The 18,847-nt window shown below is 68.1% G+C and carries 19 protein-coding genes, 2 tRNA genes and 1 pseudogene; 11 read left to right on the top strand and 11 right to left on the bottom strand.

Going from position 1 to position 18,847, the window contains the following annotated elements; genetic code table 11:
• Positions 1-81 precede the first annotated feature (81 nt).
• Together CHC08_RS42955 and CHC08_RS42950 are read right to left on the bottom strand one after the other, a co-directional pair.
• The gene (locus tag CHC08_RS42955) at positions 82-918 is read right to left on the bottom strand and encodes a hypothetical protein (protein WP_143653603.1); all 837 of its coding nucleotides are present in this window, start codon (positions 916-918) and stop codon (positions 82-84) included.
• A gap of 256 nt (positions 919-1,174) precedes the next feature.
• A tRNA-Arg gene (locus tag CHC08_RS42950) sits at positions 1,175-1,247 on the bottom strand.
• 926 nt (positions 1,248-2,173) lie between these two features.
• On the opposite strand from CHC08_RS42950, the gene CHC08_RS42945 reads away from it, so the two are divergent.
• Positions 2,174-3,238: a D-alanyl-D-alanine carboxypeptidase family protein gene (locus CHC08_RS42945; RefSeq protein ID WP_089213141.1), complete on the top strand. Its 1,065-nt coding sequence runs from the start codon at positions 2,174-2,176 to the stop codon at positions 3,236-3,238.
• A 32-nt stretch (positions 3,239-3,270) separates the two neighbouring features.
• Here CHC08_RS42945 and mscL read toward each other — a convergent pair whose 3' ends face one another.
• From mscL to CHC08_RS42930, 3 genes are all read right to left on the bottom strand, one after another.
• On the bottom strand, positions 3,271-3,675 hold the full coding sequence (gene mscL / locus CHC08_RS42940) for a large conductance mechanosensitive channel protein MscL (protein WP_089213140.1): 405 nt from the start codon (positions 3,673-3,675) through the stop codon (positions 3,271-3,273).
• Between the two features lie 82 nt (positions 3,676-3,757).
• Positions 3,758-4,363, bottom strand: a complete 606-nt coding sequence (locus CHC08_RS42935; RefSeq protein ID WP_245878922.1) for a CpaB family protein — start codon at positions 4,361-4,363, stop codon at positions 3,758-3,760.
• A gap of 355 nt (positions 4,364-4,718) precedes the next feature.
• On the bottom strand, positions 4,719-5,528 hold the full coding sequence (locus CHC08_RS42930) for an S-methyl-5'-thioadenosine phosphorylase (RefSeq protein ID WP_089213138.1): 810 nt from the start codon (positions 5,526-5,528) through the stop codon (positions 4,719-4,721).
• Between the two features lie 67 nt (positions 5,529-5,595).
• On the opposite strand from CHC08_RS42930, the gene CHC08_RS52830 reads away from it, so the two are divergent.
• A complete protein-coding gene (locus CHC08_RS52830) occupies positions 5,596-6,156 on the top strand; it encodes a hypothetical protein (RefSeq protein ID WP_338055734.1) in 561 nt (186 codons plus the stop codon).
• Positions 6,157-6,170: 14 nt separating this feature from the next.
• Here CHC08_RS52830 and CHC08_RS52825 read toward each other — a convergent pair.
• The 3 genes and pseudogenes from CHC08_RS52825 to CHC08_RS42915 form a co-directional block, all read right to left on the bottom strand.
• Positions 6,171-6,311: pseudogene (locus CHC08_RS52825) on the bottom strand (FmdB family zinc ribbon protein); the annotation flags it as partial.
• 241 nt (positions 6,312-6,552) lie between these two features.
• Positions 6,553-8,058 (bottom strand): potassium/proton antiporter, encoded by a 1,506-nt coding sequence (locus CHC08_RS42920; protein ID WP_089213136.1) that lies wholly within the window; start codon positions 8,056-8,058, stop codon positions 6,553-6,555.
• A 305-nt stretch (positions 8,059-8,363) separates the two neighbouring features.
• The gene (locus CHC08_RS42915) at positions 8,364-8,945 is read right to left on the bottom strand and encodes a 5-formyltetrahydrofolate cyclo-ligase (RefSeq protein WP_089213135.1); all 582 of its coding nucleotides are present in this window, start codon (positions 8,943-8,945) and stop codon (positions 8,364-8,366) included.
• Positions 8,946-8,969: 24 nt separating this feature from the next.
• On the opposite strand from CHC08_RS42915, the gene galU reads away from it, so the two are divergent.
• The 7 genes from galU to CHC08_RS42875 all read left to right on the top strand — a co-directional run bounded on the left by galU (position 8,970) and on the right by CHC08_RS42875 (position 13,907).
• Positions 8,970-9,869, top strand: coding sequence for a UTP--glucose-1-phosphate uridylyltransferase GalU (galU, locus tag CHC08_RS42910; protein WP_089213134.1), 900 nt, complete (start codon positions 8,970-8,972; stop codon positions 9,867-9,869).
• Between the two features lie 23 nt (positions 9,870-9,892).
• Positions 9,893-11,080: a molybdotransferase-like divisome protein Glp gene (gene glp / locus CHC08_RS42905; RefSeq protein WP_089213133.1), complete on the top strand. Its 1,188-nt coding sequence runs from the start codon at positions 9,893-9,895 to the stop codon at positions 11,078-11,080.
• 26 nt (positions 11,081-11,106) lie between these two features.
• Positions 11,107-11,577 carry a cyclic pyranopterin monophosphate synthase MoaC gene (moaC, locus tag CHC08_RS42900; protein ID WP_179282546.1) on the top strand — a complete coding sequence of 157 codons (471 nt, stop codon included), beginning with the start codon at positions 11,107-11,109 and terminating at the stop codon, positions 11,575-11,577.
• A 25-nt stretch (positions 11,578-11,602) separates the two neighbouring features.
• Positions 11,603-12,076, top strand: a complete 474-nt coding sequence (locus CHC08_RS42895) for a MogA/MoaB family molybdenum cofactor biosynthesis protein (RefSeq protein WP_089213131.1) — start codon at positions 11,603-11,605, stop codon at positions 12,074-12,076.
• Between the two features lie 180 nt (positions 12,077-12,256).
• Positions 12,257-12,910, top strand: a complete 654-nt coding sequence (locus CHC08_RS42890; RefSeq protein WP_089213166.1) for a GNAT family N-acetyltransferase — start codon at positions 12,257-12,259, stop codon at positions 12,908-12,910.
• 124 nt (positions 12,911-13,034) lie between these two features.
• Positions 13,035-13,772 (top strand): divisome protein SepX/GlpR, encoded by a 738-nt coding sequence (gene sepX, locus CHC08_RS50235; protein ID WP_179282545.1) that lies wholly within the window; start codon positions 13,035-13,037, stop codon positions 13,770-13,772.
• 58 nt (positions 13,773-13,830) lie between these two features.
• Positions 13,831-13,907 (top strand) — tRNA-Ala (locus CHC08_RS42875).
• 328 nt (positions 13,908-14,235) lie between these two features.
• On the opposite strand, the gene CHC08_RS50995 is transcribed toward CHC08_RS42875, so the two are convergent.
• Positions 14,236-14,529, bottom strand: coding sequence for a tyrosine-type recombinase/integrase (locus tag CHC08_RS50995; protein ID WP_218825761.1), 294 nt, complete (start codon positions 14,527-14,529; stop codon positions 14,236-14,238).
• A gap of 190 nt (positions 14,530-14,719) precedes the next feature.
• Here CHC08_RS50995 and CHC08_RS42860 point away from each other — a divergent pair, with 190 nt between their 5' ends.
• Both CHC08_RS42860 and CHC08_RS42855 read left to right on the top strand, forming a co-directional pair.
• Positions 14,720-15,580 (top strand): SDR family NAD(P)-dependent oxidoreductase, encoded by an 861-nt coding sequence (locus CHC08_RS42860; RefSeq protein WP_089213127.1) that lies wholly within the window; start codon positions 14,720-14,722, stop codon positions 15,578-15,580.
• Positions 15,581-15,590: 10 nt separating this feature from the next.
• Complete coding sequence (locus CHC08_RS42855; protein ID WP_089213165.1) at positions 15,591-16,139, top strand: MerR family transcriptional regulator; 549 nt, start codon at positions 15,591-15,593, stop codon at positions 16,137-16,139.
• A 78-nt stretch (positions 16,140-16,217) separates the two neighbouring features.
• Here the strand turns inward: CHC08_RS42855 and CHC08_RS42850 are convergent, their stop codons facing one another.
• Together CHC08_RS42850 and CHC08_RS50230 are read right to left on the bottom strand one after the other, a co-directional pair.
• Positions 16,218-17,150, bottom strand: a complete 933-nt coding sequence (locus CHC08_RS42850) for a MerR family transcriptional regulator (protein WP_089213126.1) — start codon at positions 17,148-17,150, stop codon at positions 16,218-16,220.
• Between the two features lie 476 nt (positions 17,151-17,626).
• Positions 17,627-18,748: an ankyrin repeat domain-containing protein gene (locus CHC08_RS50230; protein ID WP_179282544.1), complete on the bottom strand. Its 1,122-nt coding sequence runs from the start codon at positions 18,746-18,748 to the stop codon at positions 17,627-17,629.
• Between the last annotated feature and the right edge of the window lie 99 nt (positions 18,749-18,847).

The raw sequence follows: 18,847 nt of genomic DNA, 5'->3' as shown, positions 1-18,847 counted from the left end.
TAGGGGTAGCTGCGCGCTGACCGCTCACCACCAATCGGGTTCGTACCTTTTCTGGCAGGGCTGGTATGTCCGTGTTGGCGGTCAGTCTGCGGGGGCTGGTTCGACATGGTGATGGTCGTAGGGGAACAGGTCATTGCCATGATTTACAACGGTGCTGCACCGGTGCCGGACAAGCTCGATCGTCGATGCCGGGTCGAGGTCTTCCTCCTCGTTGTCCATCGGGTTCAGCGCCGCGTCCACGTTGTAGTGCAATTGGCCGTTGACCACGTAGTCGCGGCGGAAGTCGGTTCCCCACTGGGAGTTGCTACCCCAGCCGTGCGAGAGGTCTTGAACGGGTCGTGATCGACGTTGGTAGGTCCAGTACAGGGTGGACCGGTCGGCGACACCTGCAACGAGCTGTCTCGCCCCGGCCCTGACGACCACTCCGGCCCGCATCAGCAGCATGGAGCCGACGAGGTGGCCGGGCCAACGCTCCTCGATGATCGATGGCGGCTCGTCGGGGTCGTCCGCCTGCCGTACCTCGACGATCTCGTGGAAGAACGGGTGGAACTCGCGCTTGTCGATCCGGTTCGCGCCCAACGCCTCGCAGAAGGCGGGGTAGGCGTCGGACGGCGGGAGGATCTCGTCCGCGATCGGCGCGGGATCATTCGGGGAGTCCTGGTAGCTCATGATGAGCAGGTCGAGAATGCGACTCATGGCATACAGCCGCTCCAGCGAGCTGTAGTGGCCCGGGTCGTGAAGCTTTCCGAGAGGGACCAGGTGACTTTCGGACCGACCCGCTTCCTGCACTTCCTCTACGTGCGCCGGATGCTCATCCATCCACCGTCGCAGCTCGCCGGTCAGCCCGGCTCCCTCGTAGTCACGGACGTTCATGTACAGAAAACGCCAATGGTGACTTGAGTAGACATCGTCACTCATGCGCTTCAGGGTCACATGCGGGCATGTTTCCAAGCGAAGTGTTTTCCGCGGACCTCGACGACTGCGCGCTCATGATTGAACCGCCTGTAAGGGGTCGTGCTTGCCGTGCGAGCTGCTCAAACGACTGCAAGATCGTCCCGCGTATGTCCCGCGATCATTGTCCTACGGCTGCACATGGCTGCCTTCGGCTGCGGGGAGGGACGCGGGCCTGGCGAACGAAGCCGCAGGTCAAGCGTACATCTGCTGGCCAAAAGAGTGCCCCCGGCATGATTCGAACATGCGACACCCGCTTTAGGAGAGCGGTGCTCTATCCCCTGAGCTACGGAGGCAGGGGCTCCTTGTAAGAGTAGCGAAAGCGGGGAGTAGATGTGCGCCCAGAGGGGCTCTGGGAGCGAACAGTGAGTTATCCGTTCGCTGAGCTGGGGTAAAAGGGGCGGCAAGTGGCCGGGAGCTGGGGATGGGCGTGGCTAATGTCACGCTCCGTGATCCAAAAGCGACGGAAGCGGATTAGGGGGCATCGCGGTCTGCGGCCGTTGGTGCTGTGCGGAGCCATGCTGGCACCCGCGCTTCTGGCCGGGGGCCTTCTGGTGGCCGAGGCTACCGGCTATGAGGCGGCTGTCCGGATGGCCGTCGCCGACGCGGGATCCGACGCGGATGGTGCGGGATCGAATGCGAGATTCGGGATGGAATCCTCCGGTACGGAATTCGATGTGAGTTCTCGGGGAAATTTGGGGCCACGGAAGAGAGCGGCGACCACGCCGCCGGTTGCTGCCGGGCTTGCGCGGAGTGTCGCCTTTGGGCCGAGAGCGGTGCCGCCGCCGCCTCGTCCGTATCCGACGTATGAGGGTTTGATGATCCCGGTTGTGGTGCGTAAGCACCACTCGCCCCCCGATGACACCCCTGTTGAGGCCCCTCCTGCGGTGCGAAAGGTGGTGCCTCGCGCGCCCGTGAAACCTCCGGCGCCTCCGGTGAGGCGGACGCCTCACCGGGAGCTGGCGAAGGCCGAGGAGCCGTGTCCGGGGGAGTGGCGGGAGACCTGGCTCTGGGAGGTCTGTAAGGAGCATGTGCGACAAGAGGCATAAGTTGTCGGCTGTCAAATTGGGGTGTTCGGCGCATACCGGTCGCGAGGAGTCTGGCCCGGACACTCGGAGAGCTGTAGTAGCGTGCGTGCCTGACCCAGGTCACGAGTTCGCAAACGGAGGGGTCGAACGTGCCACCTCGTCGATCAGCGAGTCTGATCGCCGTCGTCGCGACGATGACTTCCCTTTTGCCGGGAGCCGCTGCCGCGCAGCAGGCGCCGGTGAAGGCCCAGGCTGTCGCCGTTCTTGAGTCGGTGAATTCCACAGAGCTCCGCCGTGAGCCGGTGAATCTCACCGAGCTGCGCCGTGATGCGGAAAAAGCGTCCAAAGAGCTCGAGGCCGCGACGAAGGCGCTGGAACAGCGACGGGCCAAGATCGCGGCTTCGCAGAAGGAGCTCAGGGCCAAGCTGAGCCAGTTGCAGACCGCGGAGAAGGCCTTCGCCCAGGTACGGCAGCCGCTGTCGGACATGGTCGAGCTGCTCTACCAGCAGCCCGTCGGCGGCGACGTGTCCGGTTTCCTGTCCGGCACCTCCGACGTGGGCACCCTTCAGGCGATGGCCAGCACCACCCAACTCGTTGCCCAGCGGAATCTGGTCCTCGAGGACAGCAGCCGCCTGCAGGCCGAGCAGGAGCGGCTGGCGAGCGAGGCCCAGGAACTGCGGGCGAACAGCCTCCTGTCCGAGGCGCAGATGGGCGCCGAGATCAAGACGCTCCAGGAGCGCTCGCAGAAGATCGTGAAGTCACTGACCCAGGCGCTGGTAAAGCTGGGAGTCAAGCTCGACAAGTCGGGCAAGCCTGCGGCCGGCTGCGACCCGACCAGGGCGACGACGATGGACGTGTTCGCCAACGGGCTGATCCCCAAGGCCTATCTCTGCCCGCTCCAGCAGCGGGGCGAAGAATTGAGAGGGGACGCGGCGCTCGCGTTCATCAGTCTCAACGAGGCTTACCGGAAGCGGTTCGGCAAGCCCATGTGTGTGACGGACAGTTACCGAAGCCTGTCCGAGCAGCAGTCGGTCTACTACACCCGCCCCGGCCTGGCCGCGGTGCCGGGCCGGAGCAATCACGGGCTGGGGCTTGCCGTCGACCTGTGCGGAGGCGTGGAGCGCTTTCGATCGGTCGAGTTCAACTGGCTGGAGGCCAACGGCAAGACTTTTGGCTGGATTCACCCCGACTGGGCCTATGTCAGCCCTTTCGAGCCCTGGCACTGGGAGTACGACGTCAAGGTCGGGTCCCTGCTGTAAAGGCGATCTCTCAAGGCTGCAAGGCGACTTCCTCAGACGAGCGGCATTACCTGGGCGGTGCACTGGGAGCAGCGGGCGGCGGCCTTGGGGATCTCCGAGAGGCACTCCGGGCACTCCCGGTGGGTGACCTCCTCCTGCTTGCTGAACCGGGCGGTGAGCCTCTCGTAGGGGGTGAGGACGAAGAAGTAGATGACAGACGCCACCATCACGAACGCGATCACCGCATTGAGGAAGGCGCCGTATCTGATCTCGCTGGTACCGATCGTCAGGGTCAGGGCGGAGAAGTCGGGCTGTCCTCCGATCGCGGCGAGCAGCGGGGTGAGGACGTCCTTGACGAACGAGGTCACGATGGCGGTGAACGCCGTGCCGACCACCACCGCGATGGCGAGCTCGAGCACGTTTCCACGCATCAGAAACTTCTTGAATCCACTTAGCATCTTGGCTCCTTGGCGCATGTCCTCGGCCACCGTTTGTGTGCCCGATACGGCGAAGATCTTAGGGCCCTCAGGTGGCCTGGAATCACCGTGCGTGAGACCCGATGGTGATGGACAGCCGTCCACCGGCCTGGGCGGAGGCCAGCTCGATCGCCTGATCCGAGGTGGTGGCCAGCACGACGAGGGCGCCCCGGTCCGATTCGCCGTCGGGTGTGCTCAGGACCGTGACGTCTTCGGCCACGATCTTCGCGGGAGCGGAACCGTCCCAGGTGGAGGGGGCGGCGAGCACGTCCACGACGTCGCCGGGGGACAGCAGGCGCGCGGTCTCGGGGTCGGCGACACGGGCGGGGGTGGCCACCGTTCCGGGGCCGTGGGTGGCCAGCAGGCTCGGGCCGAGCAGCCGGACGTCGGTCAGGGGCTCTCCCCGGCGCATGGGACCGGCCAGGACCCTCCCGGCGATCGGCGCCCCGGGCTTCAGAGCGCCGTCGGGGACCGTGTCGGGCCGCAGGGCCACCGGTTTCAGGTCTGCGGCGTCCAGCACGCCGCTGTGGAGGTCTCTGGCGGCGGCCAGAACGGTCACCGACGCGGTGTCCGGCTGTAGTGCGATCACGGCGCATGCCATCGCCAGGGCGGCGACGACCGTGGCGATGAGGCGGTGGCGGCGACCGCAGAGACGGCGAAGGGCGCGCATGACTGACTCCAATGGGTGGGAGCCGGGCGGCGCGGGGCCCGTGATGGGATGCCTGCCCCGTGGGGCGGGCGGGGAGCTATTGAGGCGGGCGGGGAAGCGAAAGCAGACGAAGTGGCCACGGGGAGGCGCCTCACCGCCGGGCGAGGCAGGCCCTCCACCACGTGGCGGGGCGAGAGACCACCAACTACAGGGCGAGGCGAGAGGTGCCCCATCAGAGGCTGAGCGGGCCCAACCGCCGGGCGGCCGGTATGTCACCGCGCGAGAGGCGCTCCACAGGCGCCCCTCCCCAGGGCGGGGAGAGAGGCACCCGTCGGAGGGCAGGGCGCGAGGCGCTTCGTCGTACGGCGGGGCGAGGTCAGTCGGGCAGGTCGAAGGGGAGCTTGAGGCCGTCCAGGGCGGTGGCGCAGAGGCAGGTGCGTTCTTCCGGCAGGGCGGTGACGACATCGGCGACGAGGGAGCGCATGCGGGCGACGTTGGTGGCGAAGAAGGCGAGGACCTCTTCGTGGGTGACCCCCTCGCCCGCCTCGACTCCGGCGTCGTGGTCGGTGACCAGGGAGAGCGAGGTGTAACAGAGGGCAAGCTCGCGGGCGAGGACCGACTCGGGATATCCGGTCATGCCGACGATCGACCAGCCGTTGGCGGTGAACCAGCGGGACTCGGCGCGAGTGGAGAAACGGGGGCCCTCGATGACCACCAGGGTGCCGTCTTCGACCAGATCCCAGTCGGCGGACCGGGCGGTCGAGATGGTCGCCGCGCGGCCGGAGGGGCAGTAGGGGTCGGCGAAGGCGACGTGGACGACGCCCCCGGCGTCGTAGTAGGTCTGCACGCGGCCGGAGGTGCGGTCGACGACCTGGTCGGGGACGACGAGGGCGCCGGGGCCGATCTCAGGGCGTAGGGAGCCGACCGCGCTGGGGGCGAGGACCTGACGAACCCCGAGGGAGCGCAGTGCCCACAGATTGGCGCGGTAGGGGATGCGATGAGGTGGGAAGCGGTGGTCGCGGCCGTGGCGGGGCACGAAGGCCACCGAGCGCGAGCCGATCCGGCCCACGGTGATGACGTCGCTGGGAGGGCCGTACGGTGTGGTGACCTCGACCTCTGTGGCATCGTCGAGCAGGGAGTAGAAGCCCGAACCGCCGATGACCCCGATATCCGCGCGATTGACCATGGCGCAGAGATTATCGCCACGGGCGGGCTTGCGAGGAGCCCGGGTGGTGTCCTGTGGATATCGGAGCGTGGCCCTGTGGATAACGGTGTCCTCGATGCGGTTGCTCAGTTACCGCAGGAAGATCTGCCGTACGCCGTTGGGGGTCGCGATCGTGAATGCCGGGCACCGGCCCCTGGCTTCGGCCATACCACCGGGGGTCGCGATCGTGAATGCCAGGCACCGGCCCCTGGCTTCGACCATGCCGTTGGGGGCTGCGATCGTGGATGCTGGCCCCTGGCTTTGGCCATACCGTGGGTGCCGGGCGCAGCCCCTGAGAAAGCCAGGGGTAGGCCCGACGCGGGAGTGTCCTCTGGGGCGTGAGTCGGGGCCGGCGACCGGTTCGGGGGAGGTCGTCTCAGGAGACCGGGCTCAGGAGGCCGCGGCCGCCGAGCCGCTCTTGGCCTTCGTCTTCGCGGGGGCGGAGTCCTTCGATGACGATGTCGAAGAAGACGACGACGATGACGAAGAGCTCGACGAGTCCGACGAACTCGAGGAGCCCGAAGAGTCCGAAGAGCTTGACGTCGAGGTCGACGTCGAGGCCGCGGAACTCACCGTGCTGGACGAGGAGGCCCGGCTGTCGGTCCGGTAGAAACCCGATCCCTTGAAGACGATGCCGACCGCGGAGAACACCTTGCGCAGGTCGCCCGCACAGCTCGGGCACTCGGTGAGCGCGTCGTCGGAGAACTTCTGGACGATGTCGAACTGGTTATTGCATGCAGTGCAGGCGTACTGGTAGGTGGGCACGCGCTCCTCCTCGTATGGTCCGCGCCGATTGGCACTCTAGTGGCGCGACTGCTAATGGTACGCAGCCGACAAGCTTAAACGCGAGTCGGAGCCCGCGCATTCCAGAGGCCGAGCCCGTACGCCCAGGGCCGGAGCTTGTGCGTTCCAGGAGTGGAGCTCGCGCGTTCCAGGGCTGGGGCCTGCGCGCCAGGGCCGAAGCCTGCGCGTTCTGGCGCCGGAGTCCGCGCGTCCCAAATGGGGATCAGTTGCCGATTTCGCCGAACCAGCCGGCGAGTTTGCCCTTGCGGCTGATCGCGCGCATCCGCCGCTCGACGGTGTCCCTGCAGGCGGCGGCGGTCACGATCAGGAGTTGGTCGTCGATCCTGATCCTTGTGGAGTCGGCGGGAACGAACGTCCGGCCGTCTCTGACGATCAATGTCACCTGGGCGTCGGTCGGCAGCCTCAGCTCGAAGATCTCCACACCGTGCAGCTTGGAGGTCGGCGGCACCCTGACCTGGAGCAGGTCGGCGTTGAGCTCTTCCAGCGGAGCCGACTCCACCTCCAGGTCGCGAGCCTCGTCAGGCGTGGTGAGCCCGAGTTTCTTCGCCACGAACGGCAACGTCGGCCCCTGCAGCAGGGTGTAGACGACAACGATCACGAAGACCTCGTTGAACACGAACTTGGCGGCGCTGTCATCGACCGAGGTGGCGGCCCAGGGGATGGTGGCGAGCACGATCGGCACCGCGCCCCGCAGCCCCGCCCAGGACAGGAAGGCCTGTTCTCGCCAGTTCAGCCAGTCGATCCGCGCCAGCCGTACCAGAAGGGCGGAGGCGATGATCGACAGTGGCCGGGCCACCGCGACCAGGATCAGCCCGGCCACCAGGCCGGGGATGATCGCGGTCGGCATCTCCGAGGGGCTGGCCAGCATTCCGAGCATGACGAACAGGCCGATCTGGGCCAGCCAGGCCACACCTTCGGCGAAGCCCCGGGAGGCCGCCCGGTGAGGCATCCGGGAGTTGCCCATGACCAGGGACGCCAGATAGATCGCGAGGAAGCCGCTGCCGTGCAGGAGCACGGCTCCCGCGTAGGCGACGAACGCGAGCGCGAGCACCGCGATCGGATACAGCCCGGAGATGGGCAGCGCGATACGGCGCAGCGCGTAGGCGCCGAGCGGCGCGACCGCCAGGCCGACGGCGGTGCCCACCACCAGCTCGAAGAGCACCTGGAACAGCGCGCCTCCCAGGCTGGGCGAGGCACTGGCGCTCAGCAGCATGACGGCGATGACCGTGGGCGCGTCGTTGAGGCCGGACTCGGCCTCCAGGATGCCCGAGAGGCGCGAGGGCAGGGGCAGACGGCGCAGGACGGAGAAGACCGCGGCGGCGTCGGTGGAGGCGAGGACCGCACCGAGCAGGAGCGAGGTCCGTACGTCCATGCCGAGGAGCAGGTGCACCGGGATCGCGACGGCCGCGATGCTCACGCCGACGCCGACGGTGGCCAGCACCAGCGCCGTGGGGATGGAGCCCTTGACGTGGCTCCAGGTGGTGGTCAGACCACCCTCGGCCAGGATGATCGCCAGCGCGATCAGGCCTATCTGCTGGGCGAGCTGCGGATCCTCGAACTGCAGCCCGAGTCCGGACTCGCCGATGAGCACGCCGAAGCCCAGGAAGATCAGAAGGCTCGGAAGGCCGCTCCGGTGGGCGACCCGCACCGCGACGATGGCCGCGATGACGATTCCGGCACCGAGAAGCAGCCAGACGTGCAGCTCCATCTGGCCCCCTCTCTGACCCCGGGGACCATTGTGTCGCACTCGGTTGAGCCGTTATGCGCACCCCGTGGCGGTCCGGATGATCTCTCCAGGCGTGGTGGCGCAGCGAATCGGTGAGTCGTCGCGGATGATTCGCGGCGGTCTGGACGATCTCTCCGGCGTGGCGGTCGGGACGGCCCGGCGAGCCGTTGTGCGTGCGGTGTCCGGACGGATCGATAGCCCGCCACGTGCGCTCTGTGGCGGTCCGGGATCCCTTCCAGACGGACCGATAGGCCGTTACGCGCGTTCCGCGGCGGTCCGGTGGGACGTCATGGGAGATGTGGGGCGGTCCGGACGATCCCTCCGGGTGTGGCCGCGTAGCGGACCGGAAGATCGTGGGGCTCGGCGGGGACGCCGTCGAGCAGCTCGCCCTCGTGCAGCAGGGCCACCGTCGGAACGTTCGGGCCGACCCTCGCGAGCGCCCGGTCGTAGGAGCCGCCGCCGCGGCCGAGCCGTATCCCGGTGGACCTGTCGACCGCCAGTGCGGGAACGATCACCAGGGCGGCGGTCCTGATCGTGTCGACGCCGCGCCGGGTGTCCACCGGCTCCATGATCCCGAAACGGCCCGGGGCGAGGGTGTCCGGTCCGTCGTACACCGCCCAGTCGAGATCGTCGTCGTCCCTGAGCACCGGCAGGATGACGGTCGTGCCGTGCTTCCACAGGGCGAAGACCAGCCCGTGCGTCGCGGGCTCCGTACCGATCGACCAGTAGCACGCGACCAGTCCGGCCATCTGGACCCACGGCTGGTCCAGCAGGGACTCCCGTATCTGGACGGAGGCCGCATGCCGTTCTTCCTCCGGGATCGAAGCACGTGCCGCCTCGATGGTGGAGCGCAACTTCAGCTTGTCCACAGATCCCTCCACTAAGGTTTTGGCATGGCCGACTTTGATGCTGTGACGAAAGCCGTCGTTCCCGCAGCGGGCTTGGGCACCCGCTTTCTTCCGGCGACCAAGGCGACCCCCAAGGAGATGTTGCCGATCGTCGACAAGCCCGCCATCCAGTATGTCGTCGAGGAGGCGGTCTCCGCCGGACTGCTCGACGTCCTCATGGTCACGGGCAAGAACAAGCGTTCCATAGAAGACCACTTCGACCGGGCGATCGAGCTTGAGGAAGCCCTGGAGGCGAAGGGCGACGGCGACGGCCTCTCCCAGGTGCGCGAGCCCGCCGACCTGGCGACCCTTCACTACGTACGGCAGGGCGCGCCGCGAGGCCTCGGCCACGCCGTGCTCTGCGCCAAGCAGCACGTGGGCGACCACGCGTTCGCCTGCCTGCTCGGCGACGACCTGATCGACTACCGGGACGAGCTCCTCAAGCGCATGATCGAGGTGCGTGGCAGCTACGGCGGCAGCGTGGTCGCGCTGATGGAGGTGCCGAGGGAGCAGGTCTCCCTGTACGGCTGCGCCGCCATCGAGCCCACCTCCGAGGACGACGTGGTCCGGGTGACCGACCTGGTGGAGAAGCCGTCACCGGAGGAGGCCCCTTCCAACTGGGCCGTCATCGGCCGCTACGTCATCGACCCGGCCGTGTTCGAGGTCCTGGAGAACACCCCTCCGGGCCGCGGCAACGAGATCCAGCTCACCGACGCCCTGCGCACCCTGGCCGGACGCGGGAGTGACCAGGGCGGCCCCGTCCACGGTGTGCTGTTCCGCGGGCGTCGCTACGACACCGGCAACAAGCTCGACTACCTGCGCACGGTGGTGCAGTTCGCTTCGGAGCGCCCCGACCTGGCGCCCGAGTTCATGCCCTGGCTGAAGGAGTTCCTGGCCTCCCGATGAGCGAGACAAGTCGGGTCAGCCCGATGAGATCGGTCGACGAGCACCTCGCCGAGATCCTGCGCACCGTGCGGGTGCTCGCCCCGCTCGAGCTTGAGCTCGACCACGCGCTGGGCACCACGCTGGCCGAGGAGGTCCTCTCTCCCATCCCGCTGCCGCCGTTCGACAATTCGGCCATGGACGGCTACGCCGTACGGGCCGAGGACGTCAGGCAGGCACCGGTGACGCTGCCGGTGATCGACGACGTCGCGGCCGGGGACGGCCGGATGCTCGTCATAGGCCCCGGCATGGTCACGCGGATCATGACCGGCGCCCCGCTGCCCGTGGGCGCCGACGCCGTGGTCCCGGTGGAGTGGACCGACGGAGGCACGGCGCGGGTCACGATCTCACGCCCGGTCCAGGAGAGGCACGCGATCCGCAGGGCGGGGGAGGACGTGCACGCCGGCGATGTCGTGCTGCCTGTCGGGACCGCCATCGGCCCCGCGCAACTCGGTGTTCTGGCCGGGGTCGGCCGCCGCCGGGTGCTGGTACGGCCCCGGCCGCGGGTCGTGGTGATCTCCACGGGGGCCGAGCTCGTCGAGCCCGGCACGCCCCTGGGCACCGGCCAGATCTGGGAGTCCAACAGCTACGCCCTGATCGCCGCCGTCCGCGAGGCCGGGGGCCAGGGATACCGGGCCGGGATCGTGGCCGACGACGCCACCCGGTTCCTCGACCAGCTCGACGCGCAGCTCCTGCGGGCCGACGTCGTGATCACCAGCGGCGGCGTCTCGATGGGAGCCTACGAGCCGGTCAAGGAGGCCCTCGGACCTCTTGGCACGGTCCGTTTCGACCGCGTCGCCATGCAGCCGGGCATGCCCCAGGGGTTCGGCGTGGTGGGTGAGGACCAGGTTCCGCTCTTCGCGCTGCCGGGCAACCCCGTGTCGTCCTTCGTGTCGTTCATGGTCTTCGTCCGGCCCGCGCTGCGGAAGATGCGCGGCCTGCCCGTGGAGCCCACGCGGACCGTGCGGGCGGTGACCACGTCGGCGCTCCGCTCGCCCCAGGGCAAGCGGTCGCACCTGCGTGGAGTGCTGACCGCCGACGGCGCCGTCGCCCCCGTGCAGAGGCAGGGCTCCCACCAGTTCGCCGCCCTGGCCGCGGCCAACGCCCTGATCGTGGTCCCCGAGGACGTCACCGAACTCCCCGAGGGCGCGACGGTGGAGGTCATTCCGCTGTGAGCGAGGGAGACGAGGGAGGAGCCCGTGTGAGCGGTTTCACACACATCGACGAGACCGGCGCGGCGCGCATGGTGGACGTCTCGGCCAAGGACGTCTCGGTCCGTACGGCGAGTGCCACCGGCAGGGTGCTGCTGTCCGCCGAGGCCGTGGCCCTGCTGCGGTCGGGGGACATCCCCAAGGGTGACGCGATCGGGACCGCGCGGATCGCCGGCATCATGGGCGCCAAGCGGACCCCCGACCTGATCCCGCTCTGCCACCCCATCGCGCTGCACGGCGTGAAGGTCGAGCTGGTCGTGGTCGACGAGGGCGTGGAGATCACCGCCCTGGTCAGGACCGCGGACCGGACCGGGGTCGAGATGGAGGCGCTGACCTCGGTCTCGGTCGCGGCCCTCGCGTTGATCGACATGGTCAAGGCGGTGGATCCGGCGGCTGTGATCACCGACGTCAGGGTCGAGGAGAAGACCGGCGGCAAGACGGGCCGCTGGACCCGTCCGTAACCGCCGTGATCAGGAGGATGTCCGTATGAGAGCTTTGGTGATCACCGCGTCCAACCGGGCCTCCGCCGGTATATACGAAGACAAATCCGGGAAACTGCTGGTCGAGCTTCTCGCGGAGGCCGGATGTGACGTGGAGGGTCCCCGGGTGGTTCCCGACGGAGCTCCGGTGGAGTCGGCGCTGTGGTCCGGGGTGGCCGAGGGATACGACGTGATCGTTACCACCGGCGGCACCGGTCTGACCCCGGCGGACCTCACCCCGGAGATGACCGCGCGGGTGATCGACAGGGAGATTCCCGGCATCGCCGAGGCCATTCGCCAGGTGAGCCGGGACAAGGTGCCCACCTCGATCCTGTCTCGCGGGCTCGCCGGGCAGACGGGCAACACCCTGATCGTCAACCTGCCGGGCTCCTCGGGCGGGGTCCGGGACGGCATGGCCGTGCTCTCGCCCGTCCTCCGGCATGCCGTGGACCAGATCCGTGGGGGAGACCATCCTCGCTGAGATGTCCTGCCGAATTCCGCTCGGCGTGGGGCTGCCTTCATCGGGGTGTCTTGTCGCCTCCGTTCAGTGTGGGGGATCGCCCTCGCCGGGGTGTCTCGCCGGCTCCGTTCGGCGTGGAAGAACACCCTCGCTGAGACGCCTTACCTACTCCATGGCACGCTGAGGTGTCTTGGGGGGATGATGGATGATGTGGATCGACTTCGTGGCTGGCCGGTGACCCTGACGGAAGGCCTGGTGGGACTTCGGCCGCTGCGGCTGCGAGACGTGCGCGTCTGGCGGGAGTCGCGGCTGCGCAACGCAAACTGGCTCCGCCCCTGGGAGCCGAGCAATCCCGAGACCCCCCTGTTCAAGACCGGCCTCGGCCCCTACATCTCGATGGCCGGGACCCTTCGCAGGGAGGCCAGGCAGGGGCTCGCGCTGCCCTGGGTCGTCACCTACGAGGGCGTCTTCGCCGGGCAGCTCACCGTGGGCGCCATCGTCTGGGGTTCGGCCAGGTCGGCCCAGATCGGCTACTGGGTGGACGGCGCCCTGGCGGGGCGAGGGATCACCCCCACCGCCGTGGCCATGGCGGTGGACCACTGCTTCTTCACCACCGGGCTGCACCGCGTCGAGGCCAACATCCGCCCGGAAAATCATGCGAGCCGCAGAGTGGTCGAAAAACTCGGCTTCCGGGAGGAAGGCATCAGGCGCCGGCATCTGCACATCGACGGCGCCTGGCGCGATCACATCTGTTACGCGCTCACGGTCGAGGACGCGCCACGAGGGCTGCTGGTGCGGTGGCGGCGGGCCCGTGAATCGGCGGCTCACGGTGGAGCTCCCCACGAAGAGGTTTGAAGATCTGGCGACACACCGCATCGAATGCTCGTCAAATAGTGACACGCGGTCTTACGGTGCGTGACATGAGCACATTGAGGACGCCAGGAGACCACAGGCGTCTTCATGCTGCCCGGAGGTGGCCGTGAGCGGCAGTGTTTTCCTTTATCTGGCCATCGTCGTCATGTGGTTGTGCGTGCTCGTGCCCATGTGGCTGCGCCGGGACAAGACCGTCATGGCCGACGTCCACGAGGGTGCCGAGCCGTACGGGCCGGATGAGCAGGCGGTCGACGAGGAGTCCGCCGCCGCGATGGCCGACACCCTGTCCGCACCCATGCCCATGCCCATGTCCTCGCCTGAGACGACCCAGGCCGAGTTCCGGTCTGAGTCCTGGTCCGAGCCCGAGTCCGAATCCCGGCCCGAGGCCGAGACTGAGACCCAGTCCGACCCCCGGCCCGCGCGAACCCCGGGCGGGCAGCCTACAGCCAGAAAATCCGCGGAGCGCCGTCGCGCCATGCACCGTCGCCGGGCGCTGCAGGTGGCCAAGCGCAGACGGCTGACGTTCTGGTGCACGCTGCTGCTTCTCGCCTCCGTGGTGACGGCCGCTGTCCAGGTGATCCCCTGGTGGGGCGTGGCGCCCTCCGTGGTCCTTCTGGGCGCCTATCTCGCGGTCCTGCGGGTATCGGTCCAGATCGATGCCGAGCAGCGCAGAGCCGCCGTTCAGGCCCGTGTGAAGCGCGCCAAGCGCGCCCGCAGGCGGGCCGCCGAGCTGATCGAGCTGGAAGCTCAGCGACCCGTGGCGGAGATCATCGATCTGGATGCCCACCGCGACGAACTGTTCGACCAGTACGCCGAAATGCCGCGCCGCGCGGTTGGAGACTGACAGCCGGTGTTGTGTGGCGCGAGTGCCCCGGGAAGTTTGCTAATCTAGTGCACGTCTTGGGGATGTAGCGCAGTCCGGTAGCGCACTTCGTTCGCATCGAAGGGGTCAGGGGTTCGAATCCCCTCATCTCCACCAGGTCAGAGGCCACTTCCGAGAGATCGGGAGTGGCCTTCTGCGTTGCTGGGTGACCAACTGAGTGGCTACGGTCCTGATCGGTTGCGGTGAAGGTCCTCAAGCATCAGCACGATGGCTGTGAGGAGACATCCCAACCCCATGCCTACCAGCGCGATCACTCCTGCGGTCGCATCGCTCTCTGACCCGATGAGGGCCCCCACACCGGCACCCAGGATGAGGAACAACCAGCCGGCGACTACAAAAAACCAGGAGCTCCGCTGCGACGAGCTCCCCTTACGCGATTCAATGGTCATCCTTCGGTCGAGTGAGGCTATGTGGTGATCATGCATCATCGGTCCGGAAAGAGTCGGTCCATTGCTTCGGCTCCCTCTAAAAGCACCGGGCGTAGTTGCTTGCGGTAGACCGTCTCCGTCACCGTCGTGTTGCTGTGCCCGACGAGGCGGGAGATGTTCTCCAGAGGGATACCGGAGTCGGAGAGCAGCGAGACGAAGCTGTGCCGCATCTCGCGGGGCGTCCACTCCTTCTCGTTCAGCCCTGCCTTCTTGAGCACCGCCCGGAAGGAGCGGCGGACGTTGTGGGAGTCGAGGGGGTGTGCCGATCTGGGAGGCGAAGACCAGGCCATGATCCTGCCAGTCCTGCCCTGCCTTGGTGCGGGTGACGTCCTGACGTGCCCGGTGCAGCCGTAGCGCCTCCACGTAGCGTTCCGGCAGCGTGGCGGTCCACGTTCCTTTGCACTTCCGGTCACGATCTTCTGTTTTGGTGGTCACGTCGGTTTTGCCTTCGAGCGCGCTCGAAGGCATAGCGTCCCCGCCATGACGACACAGACCTGGATCATCACTGGCGCGTCCCGCGGGTTCGGACGCGCACTGGCGGAGTCGGCGCTCGCGGCGTGCGACCACGTGGTGGCGGCGGTGCGCCGGCCCGAGAGTGTGGCCGATCTGGAGGCCAAGTACCCGGACAACTGCCTGATCGCGAAGTTCGATGCCCGGGACATCGCCGCGGCTGCGGACCTCGTGCGCGACACCCTCGACCGCTTCGGTCAGCTTGATGTGCTGGTCAACAACGCGGGCCGGGCCGTGGTCGGAGCGGTCGAGGAGGTCAGCGACGCGCAGTTGCGCGAGTTGATGGATCTGCACCTGTTCGGCCCCGCCGCGCTCGTCCGGGCGGCGCTGCCCACGATGCGTGAGCGGGGCACCGGGACGATCGTGCAGATGAGCAGCCAGGGTGGGCGGACGTCGTTCCCCGGCGTGTCGGCGTACTCCGCGTCGAAGTTCGCCCTCGAAGGCTGGTCCGAGGCCCTGGCCGGGGAGGTCGCGCCGTTCGGGATCCGGGTGATGCTCGTCGAGCCCAGCCGTTTCAGGACCGGCTTCAACGGGGGCGACGTGCTCGAGTTCGTCGAGCCGTCCGCGACCTACCGTGACGTGCTCGCCAACGTCCGTGCGGACATGGCCGGGACCGATGGCCGCCAGGAAGGTGACCCGGCGCGGGCGGCCGAGATCATCGTGTCCCTCGCGCACGGCGACGAGGTGCCGCTGCGGCTGCCGCTCGGGCGCGAGGCGGTCGAGCGTATCTCGCGTGCCTACCGGCGCGGTCTGGACGAGGTCGAGCAGTGGGCCGAGACCGCCCGCAGCGCCGACTTCGAGGGTGTCTCTGCATCGGTACGGCCCATCTAGGCTCGTGGTCATGGCCACCGACGATCTGATGACCAGGGCGCTCGAAGCGCTTGGGGACGACGGTCCGCTGTCGGTCGAGGCGATCCACCGCCTCGCCGACCTGGCCGATCTGCCCGAGACGATGACGATCGCCGAGGTTGCCGACCTCCTCGACATCTCGCCCCACACGCTGCGCTATTACGAGCGGGCCGGGCTGGTCGAGGTGGCCCGCGACGGTAATGGTCATCGCGTCTACGACGCCGAAGCGGTTCGGCGCCTGGTGTTCCTCACCCGGATGCGACTGTCCGGTATGTCGATGCGTGACCTGCAGCACTACATCTCGCTCGTCGATGCCGGAGGGCACACGGTGCCGGAGCGGCTCGATGTGCTGGTCGAACATCGCGACACCATCCGCCGCCGGATCCGTGAGCTGACCCTTTCCCTCACGGCGGTCGAATACAAGATCACCACGTACGGGGGCTCGACCGGGCCGGACGTTCAGGCCTTCGGCACCACCACCGGTACCGACCGCACGGCGCTGCCGGACGAGCCGCTGCGACGGGCACTCCCTGCAGAGTGAGGGACGCCTGCCGTCCGGATATCCCCTGCGCCGCCGTCGTCGTGAGCAGATACTGACGGCATAAGGCGGAGAGCGACCTCACCGACCCGCACGCAGGGCCTGAATGAACCAGCTGAACAGCGGCGCCATGCTCGGCGGCACCGGCCAGCCATTGATCACCGCGAGCAGCTGCAGGTAACGCTCAGCGAACGGTTCGTCGGCCACCTCCAGGCGGTCCAGCATCCAATCCCGCAGGTGGGCGTCGTCGGCGCGGCCGAAGGTCTGCGCGTACCGGGTGGCGAGGGCGCCGACGATGGCGGCCGCCTGCGGCGACGCGGGGTCCACGCCCGCGGCCACCGCCGCGCCGACGCGGTCGCGGACCTCCTCGGTGAGCTCGTGGTGCAGCCCCGTGGTGTCGCCCTGGGCGCGTTCGGCCGCCTGGTACTCGGCCAGCCGGCGGACCGCCGCGCGGAACTCCGGGTCCTGAACCAGCTCGGCCAGCTCCACCCAGGCGTCCACCTGCGCGGGATCAGGGTCGTCGGGCAGGTCCGGCATGGCCGAGCGCATCATCGCGACCCACTCGGGATTGGCGTCGAGATCGCCCAGGACCTCGTCGATGAAGTCGGTGACGAGGCGGTGGCGTTCCTCGTTGGAGAGTTTGGCGAGCCTGTGCATGAGTTCCGTCTCCTCTAACGTCGATCCCCGTCTGGCCACCGCGCGCAGCACGGCTCGGCGCAGCCGCAGGATGCGGATCTGCACGTCCAGCGCCTCGGCGTACTCCTCGGCGACCTGCGCCACCGGAAGATCGCGTTCCAGCAGGCGCTGCACAGTGGAGAGATCGATCCCCAGCTCGCGCAGCGCGCGCACGAACTCCAGCCGGGCCAGCGCGCCGACGTCGTACAACCGGTAACCAGCGGGACTGCGGGTGGTGGGCGGTACGAGCCCGCGGTCGGAGTAGAACCTGATCGCTTTCACCGTGAGCCCGGTGCGCCGGGCCAGGTCTCCGATCGTCAGCAGCACATCGCCGTCCATGCGCATACTCTGCCGTCTCCCCTCGGAGGAGACTCAACCGCAAAAGCCGGGATCTTCACAGCATGCGAAAGATCAAGGGACCTTTGCGACCCTGATCTCCACCCACCGGCATCCGAGCGGTCTCGGTGAAGTCGACTCCGTGTAGGGGGTCCGGGAAACGATCGTCTCCACCCCGGAAGCGATCTTCTAGGGCTCCGACCCACCCCAGCTCACACCCACTCGTGAACAACCCACCAGGAGCTGTTCTTGAGTTAGCTCAGGAACAGCTGACGAGATCCCGTCCGATCGCTTGATCGGGCGGGATTTCATCGTTTCCGAGGTCCTGTGGCCGCTGGGCGGGCTGATTTTGGCTCGTGCGGTGGCCGTGACGGAGGGCGCTGGTGGTGGTGGACCGCTGTGAGCGCGTGTGGGACCGGCCGGTGGGCGTGCGAAACCCAACGGTCGTCGTGGTGTTGTGCGGTTGGTGGCGGGGCGGATCACTCGCGAGGTGGCGGTCTGCTGTCTGCCCTGGGTGGGGCGGGGTCGTGCTCGTCAGGCGTTGTCGTGTCCTGCGGTGCGGGCTCGGTGCGGTCGTGGGTCTGCCGCCAGCTGAGCAGGATGTGCTGGTTGGCCATGCAGACCATGAGCGCGGTCAGCAGCGTTTGGGCCACGCGGCCGTGTGCGAGCCGGTTCTTGGGGTCGCCGACATCGATGTGGTGGCCCTTGATTCTGCCGTTGACGCCTTCGGTGTTGGCTCGGATGCTCTTGTAGGCGTCCTGCCAGTTGGGGGTGAGGTAGCGCCGGTCCTGGCGGAGCTTGTCTTTGATGCCGAGGTCGTCGGGGCGCAGCGTGATGGTCGACTTCTGGCAGATGTGTGGCAGTTCGGTCAGGGGAAGGAGCCGTTTCCTTTCGTTGTCGGGCAGTAAGATCGTGGGTTTTGCAGCCATGTGGGCGGCGCGCTGGCGGGCGGAAAAGACCCGGAAATCGGGCGGGTGCGGGCGGCGACGGTGAGGGTGGCGCTGTAGCCGTACTCGGGTGGGCCGTTGCCGGCCGAGTGGTGCCAGCCTGCGGTGATCTCGGTGGAGGCGATCAGTTCGCCGGTGGAGCGTCGAGTCCGGGGCGGGCGGGCGAAGACCGGGACGGCGATGGTGTCGATGCCGACGTCGCCGCCGAATCCTGCCAGGTAGCCGCGGCCTTTGCTCCAGCGGACCGGGGGTGAGCACGAGCGCGGTGACGATGTCTTGCAGGGCCCGCTTGCGGATGCGGTCGGGATCGTCGTTTTCCCAGGCGGTGGCGAGCAGGTCGGCCTCGTGCTGGGGCAGGCGAGTGCGGCGGTCGTGCCGGGCCGGATCCAGGGCTCGGGCGTTGTCCGTGCGGTCTTCGAAGACGGCCATCCAGAGGGCGGTGCGGCCTCGATTTTCCGCGTCGACGTCATCGACGCGCATGGCCAGCTCGGCGACCACTTCAGGCGAGCCGCGATCAGCCGCGGCGTGCAGCGGCTTTTCGAAGACGGGCACGCCGGAGTTCGGATCGGCACCCGCGGCGAGCTCGGCGCGGACCAGGTCGAGATCTGTCCAGTTGTTGATGCCCCACCGTCTGACATCGTCGGTGGCAGCCACGGCACTCCTTGAGGGGCGTACGGGATATATCACCGCCGATCATGGCGTACGAGGCCGACAGATTCGGGCCGGTGCCGCGGTCGGTATACAGGGGAGTCC

This window comes from Streptosporangium subroseum, from assembly GCF_900188345.1.
Lineage (GTDB): Bacteria > Actinomycetota > Actinomycetes > Streptosporangiales > Streptosporangiaceae > Streptosporangium > Streptosporangium subroseum.
The sequence above is the reverse complement of the archived record's forward strand: the minus strand, read 5'-3'. Positions and strand labels throughout refer to the sequence as shown.

Bases quoted from the DNA above. Each gene is read 5' to 3' on its own strand.
- CHC08_RS42955 (WP_143653603.1), bottom strand. From the start codon at position 918: ATGAGTGACGATGTCTACTCAAGTCACCATTGGCGTTTTCTGTACATG.
- CHC08_RS42945 (WP_089213141.1), top strand. From the start codon at position 2,174: ATGACTTCCCTTTTGCCGGGAGCCGCTGCCGCGCAGCAGGCGCCGGTG.
- mscL (WP_089213140.1), bottom strand. From the start codon at position 3,675: ATGCTAAGTGGATTCAAGAAGTTTCTGATGCGTGGAAACGTGCTCGAG.
- CHC08_RS42935 (WP_245878922.1), bottom strand. From the start codon at position 4,363: ATGCGCGCCCTTCGCCGTCTCTGCGGTCGCCGCCACCGCCTCATCGCC.
- CHC08_RS42930 (WP_089213138.1), bottom strand. From the start codon at position 5,528: ATGGTCAATCGCGCGGATATCGGGGTCATCGGCGGTTCGGGCTTCTAC.
- CHC08_RS42920 (WP_089213136.1), bottom strand. From the start codon at position 8,058: ATGGAGCTGCACGTCTGGCTGCTTCTCGGTGCCGGAATCGTCATCGCG.
- galU (WP_089213134.1), top strand. From the start codon at position 8,970: ATGGCCGACTTTGATGCTGTGACGAAAGCCGTCGTTCCCGCAGCGGGC.
- glp (WP_089213133.1), top strand. From the start codon at position 9,893: ATGAGATCGGTCGACGAGCACCTCGCCGAGATCCTGCGCACCGTGCGG.
- CHC08_RS42895 (WP_089213131.1), top strand. From the start codon at position 11,603: ATGAGAGCTTTGGTGATCACCGCGTCCAACCGGGCCTCCGCCGGTATA.
- CHC08_RS42890 (WP_089213166.1), top strand. From the start codon at position 12,257: ATGGATGATGTGGATCGACTTCGTGGCTGGCCGGTGACCCTGACGGAA.
- CHC08_RS50995 (WP_218825761.1), bottom strand. From the start codon at position 14,529: ATGGCCTGGTCTTCGCCTCCCAGATCGGCACACCCCCTCGACTCCCAC.
- CHC08_RS42860 (WP_089213127.1), top strand. From the start codon at position 14,720: ATGACGACACAGACCTGGATCATCACTGGCGCGTCCCGCGGGTTCGGA.
- CHC08_RS42855 (WP_089213165.1), top strand. From the start codon at position 15,591: ATGGCCACCGACGATCTGATGACCAGGGCGCTCGAAGCGCTTGGGGAC.
- CHC08_RS42850 (WP_089213126.1), bottom strand. From the start codon at position 17,150: ATGGACGGCGATGTGCTGCTGACGATCGGAGACCTGGCCCGGCGCACC.